Here is a 13,878-nt window from a genome sequence, read left to right as displayed (position 1 = left end):
GCGATTATGGGTGCAAGTCCGTTGTTGCGACCATTTGTAACTCCGAAGGCGTATTCTGGATGTCGGACCGGGCAGCCCGCCGGGTCCGCACCTTTGATGCAACGGAGGTTGGACGATGAGAGCACAGCAGCATCTGACCCGGGTTCCGCTGGACGCACTGCGTCCCACGCAGATGACCATAGGCGCCGCCGAAGTGCAGACCAAGCGCGCCCAGTGGAGCCGCCTCAGGCGCAAGGAGCGCGAAGGCCTTCTGGCCTCGCACTGGTTTCCTGCCGTGCTGGGACCGCGTGGCCTGCACTACATCGTTGACCACCACCACCTGGGGCTGGCGCTGACGCAGGAGTCCGTGGAGCAGGTCTGGGTCATGCAGCTGGCCGATTTCAGCGAGGCCGATCCGCTGATGTTCTGGCGCCTGATGGAGTTCCACCAATGGGCCCATCCGTATGACGAGCGCGGCCGCCGATGCGACTGGGCCAAGATGCCCGAGCAGCTGGACCGCCTGCGCGACGACCCCTACCGCAGCCTGGCCGGCGCCGTGCGCAAGGCCGGTGGCTATGCCAAGGACACGGCGCCTTTCGTCGAATTCCTCTGGGCCGATTTTTTCCGCACGCGCTTTGCAACCAAGGACCTGCGCAGTGGCAAGAGCGATGTCGCCTTGCCCGATCAGGCCCTGCACGAGGCCCTGGGCCTGGCGCACGGCGCCGAGGCGCGCTACCTGCCGGGCTGGTCCGGCGTCGTTGCCCCGCAATCCTGATGCGTGCCCCTGGCCTGCCTGCCTTGGCCGATTGGGGCGCCGGCCTGTCCATCGCCGGCCTGCTGCTGCCCGAGGCCGTGGCCTATTCCGGCATCGCCGGCCTGCCGCCGCAGGCCGGGGTGATTGCGCTGTTCGCCGGGCTGCTGGCCTATGGCCTGCTGGGGACCAGCCGCTTCGCCATCGTCTCGGCCACATCCTCCTCTGCCGCCGTGCTGCTGGCGGCCACGGCGTCCATGGCCGGCACCTCGCCGCAGCAGCGCATGCTGCTGGGCGTGGGCATCGTGTTGCTGACGGGCCTGTTCTTCGTGGTGGCGGGGCTGGCGCGGCTGGGCGCGGTCTCCAATTTCATTGCCAAGCCCGTGCTGCGCGGCTTTGCGCTGGGGCTGGCGCTGACCATCGTGGTCAAGCAGATCCCGCATGCCGTCGCCTTCCAGCCCGTGCATGGCGATCTGCCGCGCTTTGTCTGGGAGCTGCTGGCCGGCTGGCGGCACTGGAATGGAGCGGGCCTGGCCATGGCCGTTGCGGCGTTGCTGCTGATGCGTGCGCTGGCCCGCTGGCGTGCCCTGCCTGCGGCCTTGCTGGTGCTTGCGGCCGGCATTGCGCTGGATGCGGGCGGTTGGTGCGCACGCTGGGGCATTGCGGCCGTGGGGCCGATACGGCTGGATTTCTCCAACCCCGGCATTCCCTCGCTGTCGCGCGCCGAATGGCTGCGCCTGGGCGAGCTGGCCTTTGCGATGGCGCTCATCCTCTATGCCGAGTCCTATGGCTCCATCCGCAGCTTTGCGCTGCGCCACGGCGACCGCGTCGATGCCAACCGCGACCTGATGGCGCTGGGCGCGGCCAACCTGCTGTCGGGCGTGTTCCATGGCATGCCCGTGGGCGCGGGCTACTCGGCCACCTCGGCCAACGAGGTGGCGGGCGCGCAAAGCCGCGCTGCAGGCCTGGTGGCCTGCGCCGTGGTGGGCCTGGCCGTCTGGCTGCTGCTGCCCTGGATAGAGCGCACGCCGCAGCCGCTGCTGGCCGCCATCGTCATCCATGCCGTGGGCCACACGCTGAACCCTGCCGCGCTGCGCCCTTACTTCGCCTGGCGGCGGGATCGGTTGATCGTGGTGCTGGCCTTCTTTGCCGTGCTGGCGCTGGGCGTGCTCGACGGGTTGCTGCTGGCCATTGCGGCCAGCCTGCTCATGCTGCTGCAAACGCTGTCGCGCTCGCATGTGAGCTGGCTGGGCAGGCTGGGGGACACGCATGACTTTGTCGATGCCGCACGCCACCCTGACGCGGTGGTGCCGGCCGGCCTGCTGATCGCGCGGCCCGAGGCGCCGCTGTTCTTCGGCAATGCCGACCCGGTGTTTGCGGCCATCCGGGAGCGGCTTCAATCCCTGCCTTCGCCCCGCGGCGTGGTGCTGAGCCTGGAAGATTCGGCCGATCTCGATGCCACCAGTGTCGAGGCGCTGTGCGACTTCGCGGCCCAGTTGCGGCAACTGGGCGTGCCGCTGGCCCTGGCCCGCGTCAAGGACCCCGTGCGCGACCTGCTGGCGCGCGTGGGCAATCCGGCCTTGCCGCACGCCAGCTATGCGGGCTGGAGCGTGGACGACGCCGTGCGCCAGTTGCAGATCCCTGCGTGATCCCCGCCCCGGCGCAGCCCCTCAGCCCGCCGCCTGCGTGGACTCGCGCACGATGCAGCGCCCCTGCATGATCACCTTGCGCAGCGGCAGGTCGGGCGTGTGCAGCCGCTCCATGAGCAGGCCGAATGCGGCGCGGCCCATGGCCTCCACCGGCTGCTCGATCACGGTGATGGCGGGGGCCACCAGTTCTGTCCAGCGCTCGTTGTCGAAACCGGCAAGCGCCACATCGCCGGGGATGCGCAGGCCTGCGGCGCGTATCGCGCGCAGGCAGCCTTCCAGCAGCAGGCTGTTGCTGGCCACGAAGGCATCGGGCCGCTGCGGCTGGCGCAGCCATTGCGCGACCTCGGCCTCGGCGGCATCGCTGGTCGGCGGCAACTGGCGCAAGTCGGGCTCCAGGCCCGCATCGCGCATTGCGGCCAGATAGCCGTCGCAGCGCTCGCGCGCCGTGCTGCTGGTGCTGCCGAAGACGCCTGCAATGCGGCGGCGGCCCTGGTCCACCAGATGCCTGACCAGGGTGGCGCAGGCCTGGGCGTTGTCCAGCACCACGCTGTCATGGAAGGCCGGGGCGCCCGCCCGGTCCACCAGGACGACGGGGAACTCCAGCTGCATGCGCTCCAGCTTGTGCAGGCTGGCCTGGGTGGGCGCAAAGATCAGCCCCGCGATGCGCTCTTCCTGCATGAGCTGCAGGTACATGGCTTCGCGCTGCGGGTCTTCGTCGGTGTTGCACAACAGCACGCGCCGGCCCTGGCGATAGGCCTCGGCCTCGACCGCGCGGATCAGGGCCGTGAAAAACGGGTTGCGTATGTCGGCCACCAGCACGCCCATGGGGCCAGCGTCGCGCGCGCGCAGCCGGCGCGCCATCAGATTGGGCCGGTAGCCCGTGGCCTGCACGGCGGCGGCGACCCGCGCCCGGACCTCCTCGCTGACCGAGCCGCCCGCCAGCGCGCGCGACACCGTCGATTTGGAAACCCCGGCCGCACGGGCCACATCGTTGATGCTGATGCTCAATGCAATCGTTCCCGTTGGTTGTGGTGTGCCGCAGAGGATAACTCCAAAGAAATGCCGAGTTATGGCCGGATTATGGCCAGGTTATGTTGCAGTGCAGATTGACTGATGGTTGGGAACGTTCCCACAATCCGCGCCATGATCAATGCCCATTCATCCCTCCCGGCGGTTGCACCCACCGCTCCTGCGGGCCTGCAGATCGCCGTGCGCCTGGACGCCAGGGTGCGCGACAAGGCCGACGCCATTGCCCAGGCGGCCCGGCTGCTCCAGGACCTTGGCTGCGTGGCCCCTGGCTATGCCACCGGCATGCAGGCGCGCGAGGCCCAGGCCGAAACCTTTCTGGGCCACGGCGTGGCCATTCCCCACGGCCGCGCCGAAGACCGGGCCCTGGTGCTGCGCGACGCGGTGGCCGTGCTCCAGGTGCGCGAGGGCCTGGATTGGAATGCCGGCCAGAACGTGCATCTGGTCGTGGCGGTGGCGGCACGCTCCGATGCCCACATCACCTTGCTGCGCCGCCTGGCCGGCCTGCTGCAGACACCCCGGCTGCAGGCGCTGTTCACCACGGGCGATGCGCAGCAGGTCATTGATGTACTCCAGGGGCAAGCGGACCCGGCGCCGCCTGCCGCCCGCCCGGCGGCAGTGGACCTGGCCGAGGCGCGCGAATGGACCATTGCCTATCCCAACGGCCTGCATGCGCGGCCTGCCACGCGCTGGGCGGAGGCGGCGCGCGGCTTTGCCTCGCGCATCCAGGTGCGCCATGGCGGCGAGGTGGCCGATGCGCGGCAGATGGCCAGCCTGCTGCAGCTGGGACTGCGCGAAGGCGACAAGGTCACCGTCTCGGCAGAGGGCCCCGACGCCAGGGCCGCGGTCCAGCGCCTGTGTGCCGTGGCCCAGGCCCTGGTGGCCCAGGAACGTGCCGATGCCGACGCCGCTGCGCGCAAGGCAGCCGAATCGCCCGCCACGGGCTGGCTGCCGCCGCTGGCGCGGCCTGCCTTTGTGGGCCTGGGCGCCAGCCCGGGGCTGGCTGTGGCCCGCATCCACCAGTGGCGTGTGGAGGCCGCCGAGATCCCCGACCTGCCCGAGCCACTCAGCGTGGGCGGCGCGCGGCTGCATGCGGCGCTGGCCGAGACACAGGGCCAGTTGCGCGCCTTGCATGACGACACCCGCCGCCGCCTGGGCGAAGGCGATGCGGCCATCTTCAGCGCGCAGGCTGAGTGGCTGGGCGACACCGGACTCATCACGCGCGCCTGTCAGTTCATGGTCCAGGGCCACGGCGTGGCCTGGGCCTGGGACCGCGCCGTGGAGGAGGGTGCTGCCCGTCTCCAGGCGCTGGACAACCCTGCGCTGGCCGCGCGTGCCGCCGACCTGCGCGACGTGGGCCGGCGCGTGCTCGTGCAACTGCAGCCCTCGCTGGCAGCGGCGGGGCCGGAGGGCCTGCCGGAAGGCGGCTGCATCCTGGTCGCGGCCGATCTTTCGCCCTCGGAAACCGCCCAGCTGGACACGGCGCGCGTGGCCGCGCTGGTCACGGCGCAGGGCAGTCCCACCTCGCACACGGCCATACTCGCGCGCACGCTGGGGCTGCCGGCCGCCGTGGCGGCGGGCGGCGGCGTGCTGGGCATGGCCGATGGGGCCCTGGCCATCGTCGATGGCGCCAATGGCCGCATCTACCTTGATCCCTCGGAGCAGGACCTGGCTTCGGCGCGTGCCCACATGGCCGAGCAGCGGGCGCTGCAGGAACGCGTGTCCGCGCAGCGCAGCCTGCCTGCCATCACCACCGATGGCGTGCGCATCGAAGTCTGCGCCAACGTCAACCTGCCCGAGCAGGTGCCGCTGGCCCTGTCCCAGGGCGCCGAGGGCGTGGGCCTGATGCGCACGGAATTCCTGTTCCTGGAGCGCGGCAGCACGCCCGGCGAGGACGAGCAGTACGAAACCTACCGCGCCATGGCGCAGGCGCTGGAGGGCCGGCCGCTGATCGTTCGCGCGCTGGACATCGGCGGCGACAAGCAGGTCGCCCACCTGGAGCTGCCGCGCGAGGACAACCCCTTCCTGGGCGTGCGCGGTGCGCGGCTGCTGCTGCGCCGCCCCGACCTGCTGGAGCCCCAGATGCGCGCCCTGTACCGGGCGGCTCGCGATGGCGCAAGGCTGTCCGTGATGTTTCCCATGGTCACCAGCGTGCAGGAGCTGCTGGCGCTGCGCGCGGCCTGCGAACGGCTGCGTGCCGAACTGGACGCCCCGGTCCTGCCGCTGGGCATCATGATCGAGGTGCCCGCCGCCGCCGTGCAGGCCGACGCACTGGCCCGCCATGCCGATTTCTTCTCCATCGGCACGAACGACCTGACCCAGTACGTGCTGGCCATGGACCGCCAGAACCCGCAACTGGCGGCCGAGGCGGACAGCCTGCATCCGGCCGTGCTGCGGATGGTGCGCGCCACCGTGCAGGGTGCTGCCACCCGCGCACGCCCCGTGGGCGTCTGTGGCGGACTGGCCGGCGACCCGTTCGGTGCGCTGCTGCTGGCCGGGCTGGGGGTGGGCGAGCTGTCCATGACGCCCAACGACATCGCCGTTGTCAAGGCCGGCCTGCGCGCGGCCAGCCTGCGGCAGTTGCAGGCGCTGGCAGACAGGGCGCTGGATTGCGAGGATGCTGCGCAGGTGCGGGACCTGGCCAAGGAGGTGACGGCATGAACGCCCCGCAAGCCATCACCGTGACCCTGAACCCGGCCATAGACCAGCTCGTGACCCTGGATGCGCTGCTGCCCGGCCAGGTGCAGCGCGCATTGGGCAGCGTGCAGGCGCCGGGCGGCAAGGGCATCAATGTTGCCGCCGCCTTGGCGGGCCTGGGCGTTTCCACGGCCGCGCTGGGCGTGCTGGGCAGCGACAACGCCGGCATGTTCGAGGCCTTGTTCGCCCAGCGCGGCATTGCCGACGCCTGCCTGCGCGTGCCGGGCCAGACGCGCACCAACATCAAGCTGGTGGCCGATGGCGGACGCCAGACCACGGACATCAACCTGCCGGGCCTGGTGTTGGCCGAAGCGCATCTGGACGCCGTCATGGCCGCGCTGGCCCGGTATCTGCGGCCCGGCCTGGCCGTGGTGCTGTCGGGCAGCCTGCCGGCCGGCCTGCCTGCGGACAGCTGGGCCCGGCTCCAGGCCCAGGCCGTGGCCGCCGGTGCCGATGTGCTGCTGGACACCAGCGAGGCCCCCCTGGCCGCCGCCCTGGCCACGGCCCCCCATGCGGCCATGCCCTGGGCCATCAAGCCCAACCGGGAGGAGTTGCAGGCCGCCACAGGCCAGCGCCTGGACGGCCGCGATGCGCTTCTGGCCGCCGCGCGCAGTCTGCTGGACAGAGGGCTGGGGCTGGCCGTGGTGTCCATGGGCGAGGAGGGCGCGCTGTTCGCCAGCGCGCAAGGCTCGGTGATTGCGCGGCCGCCGCAGCGCGCGCGCGGCAGCTCCGTGGGCGCGGGCGATGCCATGGTCGCGGGCATGGTGGCCGCGCGGCTGCGCGGACTGGATCTGGCGGACACCGCACGCCTGTCCACGGCCAGCGCGCTGGCCTGGCTGCAGGCCGCACCCGCACGCGAAGTCGATGCCAACCGCGTCCAGGCCCTGGCCGCCAGCGTGCTGCTGGAGCCATGCCAGTGGCCGTGATCCCCCATTCTTCAGGCGCTTTCATGAACCCTCTTTTTGTGGTGATCGCAGCCGCCGGGCATGACGCCGAAGCGCTGCTGGCCGCCGAAGCCCTGCGCCATGCGGCCGGACAGCGTCCCTTGGCCGTGGAAGTGCGCGCCAGCGGCGGTGTGATCGGGCTGCATGCGGCCGATGCCGCCGCGCAGGCCGGGCAATTGCTGATCGTGGGGGATGCCGGCACCGATGACGATGCAGATACCGCCGCCGATGCCTCCCGCTTCGTGCAGGCCGCCGTCGAGCGCTGCAGCCTGCGCGAGGCGCTCGACGATCCGGCCGGCGTGCTTGCACGCTGCGCTGCCGCCAGTCCCGCAGCACAGCGCACGGGCAAGCGGATCGTGGCCGTCACCTCCTGCCCCACGGGCATCGCCCATACCTTCATGGCGGCCGAGGGCCTGCAACGCGGCGCGGCGGCGCTGGGCCACGCCATGCGCGTGGAGACGCAAGGCTCGGTGGGCGCGCTCGATGCGCTGACGCCGCAGGAGATTGCCGAGGCCGACCTGGTCATCATCGCCGCCGACCGCGAGGTCGATCTTTCGCGCTTCGCGGGCAAGCCGCTGCTGCGCAGCGGCACCAAGCCGGCCATACGCGACGGCTCGGGGCTGATCGCCAAGGCGCTGGCCGAAGCCACCGTGCATGGTGCCGCCGTGGGCGCTGCTGCAGGCGGCGCCGCGCCCACGCCGGCCCGGACCCAGGGCGGTGCCTATCGCCACCTGATGACCGGCGTGTCCTTCATGCTGCCCTTCGTCACGGCGGGCGGCATTCTGATCGCCATGGCCTTTGCGCTGGGCGGCATCTATGTCCATGACGATGCGCACCAGGGCACGCTGGGATGGACGCTGTTCCAGATCGGCGCCAAGGGCGGCTTTGCGCTGATGGTGCCGGCGCTGGCCGGCTATATCGCCTATTCCATTGCCGACCGGCCCGGCATTGCGCCGGGCATGATCGGCGGGATGATCGCGTCCAGCATGGGCGCAGGCTTCATCGGCGGCATCGCGGCCGGCTTCATCGCCGGCTACGGCGTGGCCTTCATGGCGGCGCACATCCGGCTGCCGCAGGCGCTCAAGGGCCTGCTGCCCATGCTGATCCTGCCTGTGCTGGGCAGCCTGTTCACGGGGCTGCTGATGTTCTATCTGGTCGGTGCGCCCGTGGCCGAGCTGCTGCAGTGGCTGAGCGCCTGGCTGCGCGGCATGCAGGGTGCCAGCGCCTTGCTGCTGGGCCTGTTGCTGGGCGCGATGATGGCCTTTGACATGGGCGGGCCGGTGAACAAGGCCGCCTATGCGTTTTCCACGGGAATGATCGCGAGCCAGGTCTACACGCCCATGGCTGCAGCCATGATCGCCGGCATGACGCCGCCGCTGGGGCTGGCCCTGGCCACGCGCCTGTTTGCCGACCGCTTCACGCGCGAGGAGCGCGGCAGCGCCGCCTCGGCCGGCGTGCTGGGCCTGGCCTTTGTCACCGAGGGGGCCATTCCCTACGCGGCGCGCGATCCGCTGCGCACGATTCCGGCCCTGGTGCTGGGCTCGGCCGTGGCCGGCGCCGTGTCCATGCTGGCGGGTGTGGAGCTGAAGGTGCCGCATGGCGGCATCTTCGTCGCGCCCATTCCCAACGCCGTGACCCACGTGGCCATGTATGCGGTGGCGCTGGTGGCGGGCGTGGTGGTCACGGCCATCGCCCTGCGCATGTTCAAAAGGCCCGCCGAAGCGGGCCTTTGAAGCCGGAAGCCGGGGAACGCCTGTAGCGGCTCCCCCCGCAGCGTTCAGCGGGCTGCGGCGCGGGCCTGTTCCAGCCAGCCGTCGAAGGTCTTCTGGTGGGCCTTGATCCAGCCGTCCACATGGCGGTTGATGTCCGAGGGCTTGTTCTGGCCCTGGCTCATCATGTGGTTCTGCGCGCTGATGTCGCCCACGGGCAGCTGCATCAGCTCGAACAGCTTGCCGGCGTCGGGGTGCTTGTCGGTGAAGGCCTTGTTGGCCACGATCTGCTGCTTGTTCACCACGAAGCCGTAGTTCTTGCCGTTGGGCAGCTTGGTATCGAACTTGGCCTGCTCGCCGGGCAGCGAGGAGAAGGGCACCTCCAGCCACACCACGTCCTTGCCGGGCTTGAGCACGTTGCTCACCCAGTAGGGCGTCCAGGTGTAGTAGAGGATGGGCTTGCCGGCCTTGTAGCGCGAGATGGTGTCGGCGATCAGCGCCGAGTACGTGCCCTGCTTGTGGGTCACGGTGTCGCGCAGCTTGTAGGCCGTCAGGTGGTGCTCGATCACGGCCTCGCAGCCCCAGCCCGGCGTGCAGCCGGTGAGGTCGGCCTTGCCGTCGCCGTCCGAGTCGAACAGCTTGGCGATCTTGGGGTCCTTCAACTGGCCGATATTGGTGATCTTGTATTCGTCGGCCGTCTTCTTGTCGATCAGGTAGCCCTGGGCCGCGTTGTCCGAGTAAACGCCCTTGCGGAACAGCTTGGCGTCGCCGCCCGCATTCTTGTAGTAGTCGGCGTGCAGCGGGTTCCAGTGCGTGGCCAGGAAAGTGGCATCGCCATTGGCAATCGCCACGTGGGCCGTGGGGTACTCGACTTCCTGGAAGGGCTGCACGTCGTAGCCCAGCTTCTCCAGGGCCTTCATGACGATCAGGGTCTGGAAGCTTTCTTCGGCGATGGAGCTCTTGAGCGGCGACACCTTCACGCCCTTGCCGGGCTGGTCGCTGGCGGCCGATGCGCCTGCGCAGGCCAGTGCGATGCCGGCAGCCATCGTGGCGGTGCGCAGCCAGTGGCTGGCAGCGGCAGTCGGCAGTCGGTTGTGGTTCAGGGCTTGGTTCATCCTCGGGTTCCTCCGTTGTGTGATGAAAGGGGAGTGGGCGGCCAGCGCGGCTGGCCGCTTTTCGGGAAGGCGGCGCGGCAGTGGGCCCATCCGCGCCGCAGTGAAAGCATTCAGCTGGTGCTGCCGCGATGGACCGGCTTGTTGCCGGCGCCCAGCAGGCGGGCGATGCAGCCGGCGGGGCCGCTGTGCCACCAGCGCGCACCGCCACGGGTCGTCTGCCCCATGGCCTGGGTGATGCGGTCCAGCACGATGGCCAGCAGCACGATGCCCAGTCCGCCCACGGTGGCCAGGCCCATGTCCAGGCGGCCGATGCCGCGCAGCACCATCTGGCCCAGGCCGCCCACGGCGATCATGGAGGCGATCACCACCATGGACAGCGACAGCATCAGCGCCTGGTTCACGCCCGCCATGATGGACGGCATGGCCAGCGGCAGCTGCACCTTCCACAGCAACTGCCAGGGCGATGCGCCATAGGCGCGGCTGGCCTCGATCAGGTCGGGGCGCACCTGGCGGATACCCAGGTTGGTCAGTCGGATCAGCGGCGGCAGCGCGAAGATGATGGTCACGATCACGCCGGGCACGTTGCCGATGCCGAACAGCATCACCACGGGCACCAGGTAGACGAAGGCCGGCGTGGTCTGCATGGCGTCGAGCAGCGGGCGTGTCCAGCGCTGCGCACGGTCGCTGGAGGCCAGCAAAATCCCCGCAGGCAGGCCGATGACCATGCAGAACACCAGCGAGGTCAGCACCAGGGACAGCGTCACCATGGCCTCGGGCCAGATGCCCAGCATGGCGACCACCACCAGCGAGATGGCGGCGCCAATGGCCATGGCGCGGCCCGCGAACTGCCAGGCCACCAGGGTCAGGATCAGGATCAGCAGTGGCCAGGGCAGGGCCAGCATGGCATCGGTGATGCCCGACAGCGTGCCGTCGATGGGCGTGCGCACGGCCTGGAAGAAGGGGCGGAAATGGTGGACCACCCATTCCAGGCCGCTGTTGATCCAGCCCTGCACGGGCAGGCCGTCGGTGGTCAATTGGTGCCAGAGGCTGGCATGGGCGTCGTCGGGAACGCCCGAGCCGGCCGAGGCGCCCAGCCAGTCACCGCCTGCGGCATCACCGCCGCTGGCGGCGCCCCAGGGATCGGCCGAGGCATCGGGTGCCGGCGTGGCGGCGGTGGCCCAGGGATCGGCGCTTGCAGAGGCAGCAGAGGCTGCGGAATCGGTGGAAGCAGGGGCTGCGCTCGCATCGGCCCAGGGATCGGTGGCGGCAGCGGCGGTGTTCGGGTTCAGGCTGTTGGTTGCATCGCTCATGCGGCATCTCCTTGTCGTTGTTCGATCGGCTCCACGGTCGGCGCGACGGTGGGGGCGTTGGAGGCCGGGAAATGCGGGTTGAGCGTGACCGGCGGCACGATCTCCTGCGGCGGCGGCACGGGCGGCGTGTCGCGGTCCAGGAAGCGCAGCATGGTGGTGCGGCTGACCACGCCCATGAACTGGCCGTCGTCGCTGGTCACCGGTAGCGCGCAGGGCGCGGCGGCCACGGGGCCGAACAGCTCGGCCACCGGCGTGCCTGCGGACAGCGGCTCGACGTTGGGCAGGAAGGCGTGGCTCAGGCCCAGCATGCCGGGGCGGCCATGCAGTGCGTCGCGCAGCGACTGCGAGGACACCACGCCCAGGAAGCGGCGGCGCGCGTTGACCACATAGGCGTAGTCGCGGTCGGAGTCTTCCAGCAGACGCTGGGCTGCGCGGCAGCCGCGGTCGCTGTGCTCGGACACCACGGTCAGCGCCTGGCGCGCGATGTCGCCGGCCTTGAAGACCGAGGCCGCATCCACGCCGCGCACGAAGCTGCGGACATAGTCGTCGGCGGGGCTGCGCAGGATCTCGTCGGGCGTGCCGACCTGGATCACCTGGCCGTCCTTCATGATGGCGATGCGGTCGCCGATGCGCATGGCCTCGTCCAGGTCATGCGAGATGAAGACGATGGTGCGGCGCTGGATCTGCTGCAGGCGCAGCAGCTCGGACTGCATCTCCGTGCGGATGATGGGGTCCAGGGCCGAGAAGGCCTCGTCCATCAGCAGGATGGACGGATCGGACGCCAGCGCCCGGGCCAGGCCCACGCGCTGCTGCATGCCGCCCGACAGCTCGTCGGGGTAGCTGGCGCCCCAGGCGCCCAGGCCCACCTGCTCCAGCGCGGCCTGGGCCTGCTTCTGACGCTCGGCCTTGTCGGCGCCGGCCAGCTCCAGGCCGAAGGCCGTGTTGTCCAGCACCGTCATGTGCGGCATCAGCGCAAAGGACTGGAACACCATGGAAATGTCCTTGCGGCGCAGCGCGCGCAGATCGCGCTCGCTCAGGGCATTGATGTCCTGGCCATCGACCACGATGCGCCCGGCCGTGGGCTCGATGAGGCGGTTGAGCATGCGCACCAGGGTGGACTTGCCCGAGCCCGACAGGCCCATGACGACGAAGATCTCGCCGGCCTCGATGGTGAAATTGGCGTCGAACACGCCGATGGATTGGCCCGTGCGCTCCAGGATCTCCTGTTTGCTCAGGCCCTGTTGAACGAGGTCGAGTGCGGTCTTGGGGTCGTCCCCGAACACCTTGAACACATGATCGATGATGATCTGCTTGGCCACTGTGGCGTTCTCCTTTTGGGTGAGATGGAACACAGTCCAGCGTCCTCGACGGGCGAAGACGCTGGCGCGCAAGCCAAAAATGAAGCCCTGATGCCGTTCGCTGCAGAGGACTGCCGTCCCCCGTTGCTGGGATTCAAACAGGTGCGAAAGCACCCGAGGCGGCTCGGATGGCACGCGAAGCGGTGCGCAAGAGCCAGAAGGCGAGAGCAGCCGGCGGCGAGGCGCGCGGTGTCTCAGTCGGGCATCGTGGCTGAAGATCAGCCAGCGCGATGCCCCACAACATCAGGACCGAGTTTCGGCCCGGTTGACGGGGCTGTGCCGGGAGCACAACGATCCGCCGGGGTGTATCGGCAGGCCGTGAAGACGGTGCCGATGACCTGCTTGGCAGGTTGTAAAGAAGCCGAAATTATATAAAACAGGTTTTACTGCGTCAAAACGCATGAGCCGAAGAAGGCCTGTTTTGGGCTGTTTCAAGCCCTTGGGGGCTGCAATCCGGCCAATATTTGCTCACTTAATGAGAGCATTGAGGCCATTATTCACAAGGCATATGCTGTCATCGATGAATAAAATCGGTCAAGCGTCAGCTTGAGGAAAGCTTCAGGGCCGATCTGCGGCAAAAAGCGTGCCTGGCGCGCTGGCCGGCCGGGCGCCAGCAGGTGTCCGACCCGTTGCCTGCGCCCGCCCATGAAAAAAGCCCCGCGGCGGCTGGCGCTGCGGGGCTTTGGTGCGGGATGCCGCCGGCTCAGTGGTTACTGGCCGTGCTGTTGATCAGTTTGTCGGTGTAGGCGATGGCCAGTGCGCTGGCCAGGAAGGTGACGTGGATGATGGTCTGCCACATCAGCACCTTGACGTCGTAGCTGCCCGCGTTGATGAAGGTCTTGAGCAGGTGGATGGAGCTGATGCCGATGATGGACAGGGCCAGCTTGACCTTGAGGATGGAGGCGTTCACGTGGCCCAGCCACTCGGGCTGGTCGGGGTGGCTGTCCAGGCCCAGGCGGCTGACGAAGGTTTCGTAGCCGCCCACGATGACCATGATCAGCAGGTTGGAGATCATCACCACGTCGATCAGCGCCAGGACCACCAGCATGATGATGGTCTCGTTGAGCGCGCCGATGGGCGCATCGTGCTTGTAGCCGATGCTGGTGATCAGGGCCTGCAGCGCCTCCTGGTTGCCGAAGGCGGCCTCGATCAGGTGCCACAACTCGAGCAGGAAGTGCCAGACGTAGACGCCCTGGGCAGCAATCAGGCCCAGGTACAGCGGCAGCTGCAGCCAGCGGCTGGCGAAGATCAGGGAGGGTAGGGGACGCAGGGGGGAGCCGGGGGCTCGATTGGAGTTTTGCTGGCGGGCCATGGTGGTCGGTCGCGCTTGTCTGGTGTGG

10 protein-coding genes are annotated in these 13,878 nt (G+C 69.5%); 5 read left to right on the top strand and 5 right to left on the bottom strand.

What is annotated here, in order from left to right; genetic code table 11:
* Positions 1–115: 115 nt before the first annotated feature.
* Positions 116–754: a ParB-like protein gene (locus INR38_RS12180; RefSeq protein ID WP_207444564.1), complete on the top strand. Its 639-nt coding sequence runs from the start codon at positions 116–118 to the stop codon at positions 752–754.
* Positions 754–2,379: a SulP family inorganic anion transporter gene (locus INR38_RS12175; protein WP_207444565.1), complete on the top strand. Its 1,626-nt coding sequence runs from the start codon at positions 754–756 to the stop codon at positions 2,377–2,379. The genes INR38_RS12180 and INR38_RS12175 overlap by 1 nt, the downstream gene beginning before the upstream one ends.
* A gap of 21 nt (positions 2,380–2,400) precedes the next feature.
* On the opposite strand, the gene INR38_RS12170 is transcribed toward INR38_RS12175, so the two are convergent.
* A complete protein-coding gene (locus tag INR38_RS12170; RefSeq protein ID WP_013803253.1) occupies positions 2,401–3,387 on the bottom strand; it encodes a LacI family DNA-binding transcriptional regulator in 987 nt (328 codons plus the stop codon).
* 135 nt (positions 3,388–3,522) lie between these two features.
* Between INR38_RS12170 and ptsP the strand changes: the two genes are divergently transcribed.
* Genes ptsP through INR38_RS12155 form a run of 3 tightly spaced genes read left to right on the top strand, consistent with a single transcriptional unit; the run spans position 3,523 to position 8,779 of the window.
* On the top strand, positions 3,523–6,066 hold the full coding sequence (gene ptsP / locus INR38_RS12165; RefSeq protein ID WP_207444566.1) for a phosphoenolpyruvate--protein phosphotransferase: 2,544 nt from the start codon (positions 3,523–3,525) through the stop codon (positions 6,064–6,066).
* Positions 6,063–7,028 (top strand): 1-phosphofructokinase family hexose kinase, encoded by a 966-nt coding sequence (locus INR38_RS12160; RefSeq protein WP_207444567.1) that lies wholly within the window; start codon positions 6,063–6,065, stop codon positions 7,026–7,028. Before ptsP ends, INR38_RS12160 begins: the two co-directional genes overlap by 4 nt.
* Before the next feature lie 23 nt (positions 7,029–7,051).
* Entirely contained in the window at positions 7,052–8,779 is a 1,728-nt protein-coding gene (locus tag INR38_RS12155) for a fructose-specific PTS transporter subunit EIIC (protein ID WP_207444568.1), read from the top strand.
* Positions 8,780–8,823: 44 nt separating this feature from the next.
* Here INR38_RS12155 and proX read toward each other — a convergent pair whose 3' ends face one another.
* From proX to INR38_RS12135, 4 genes are all read right to left on the bottom strand, one after another.
* Positions 8,824–9,870 carry a glycine betaine/L-proline ABC transporter substrate-binding protein ProX gene (gene proX / locus INR38_RS12150; protein WP_012204550.1) on the bottom strand — a complete coding sequence of 349 codons (1,047 nt, stop codon included), beginning with the start codon at positions 9,868–9,870 and terminating at the stop codon, positions 8,824–8,826.
* Positions 9,871–9,980: 110 nt separating this feature from the next.
* Complete coding sequence (proW, locus tag INR38_RS12145; protein ID WP_207444569.1) at positions 9,981–11,180, bottom strand: glycine betaine/L-proline ABC transporter permease ProW; 1,200 nt, start codon at positions 11,178–11,180, stop codon at positions 9,981–9,983.
* Positions 11,177–12,499: a glycine betaine/L-proline ABC transporter ATP-binding protein ProV gene (gene proV, locus INR38_RS12140; protein WP_013803248.1), complete on the bottom strand. Its 1,323-nt coding sequence runs from the start codon at positions 12,497–12,499 to the stop codon at positions 11,177–11,179. Before proV ends, proW begins: the two co-directional genes overlap by 4 nt.
* Positions 12,500–13,241: 742 nt before the next feature.
* A complete protein-coding gene (locus tag INR38_RS12135) occupies positions 13,242–13,850 on the bottom strand; it encodes a TIGR00645 family protein (protein ID WP_012204594.1) in 609 nt (202 codons plus the stop codon).
* Positions 13,851–13,878: the final 28 nt, after the last annotated feature.

The organism is Delftia sp. SD018 (assembly GCF_017355445.1).
GTDB classification, from domain to species: Bacteria; Pseudomonadota; Gammaproteobacteria; order Burkholderiales; family Burkholderiaceae_C; genus Comamonas; species Comamonas acidovorans.
Note: the sequence above shows the minus strand (reverse complement) of the source record. Positions and strands in the feature narration are given on the sequence as shown.

What these genes read in the sequence shown, in the direction of transcription:
- INR38_RS12180 (WP_207444564.1), top strand. Translation starts at nt 116, where the DNA reads ATGAGAGCACAGCAGCATCTGACCCGGGTTCCGCTGGACGCACTGCGT.
- INR38_RS12175 (WP_207444565.1), top strand. Translation starts at nt 754, where the DNA reads ATGCGTGCCCCTGGCCTGCCTGCCTTGGCCGATTGGGGCGCCGGCCTG.
- ptsP (WP_207444566.1), top strand. Translation starts at nt 3,523, where the DNA reads ATGATCAATGCCCATTCATCCCTCCCGGCGGTTGCACCCACCGCTCCT.
- INR38_RS12160 (WP_207444567.1), top strand. Translation starts at nt 6,063, where the DNA reads ATGAACGCCCCGCAAGCCATCACCGTGACCCTGAACCCGGCCATAGAC.
- INR38_RS12155 (WP_207444568.1), top strand. Translation starts at nt 7,052, where the DNA reads ATGAACCCTCTTTTTGTGGTGATCGCAGCCGCCGGGCATGACGCCGAA.
- proX (WP_012204550.1), bottom strand. Translation starts at nt 9,870, where the DNA reads ATGAACCAAGCCCTGAACCACAACCGACTGCCGACTGCCGCTGCCAGC.
- proW (WP_207444569.1), bottom strand. Translation starts at nt 11,180, where the DNA reads ATGAGCGATGCAACCAACAGCCTGAACCCGAACACCGCCGCTGCCGCC.
- INR38_RS12135 (WP_012204594.1), bottom strand. Translation starts at nt 13,850, where the DNA reads ATGGCCCGCCAGCAAAACTCCAATCGAGCCCCCGGCTCCCCCCTGCGT.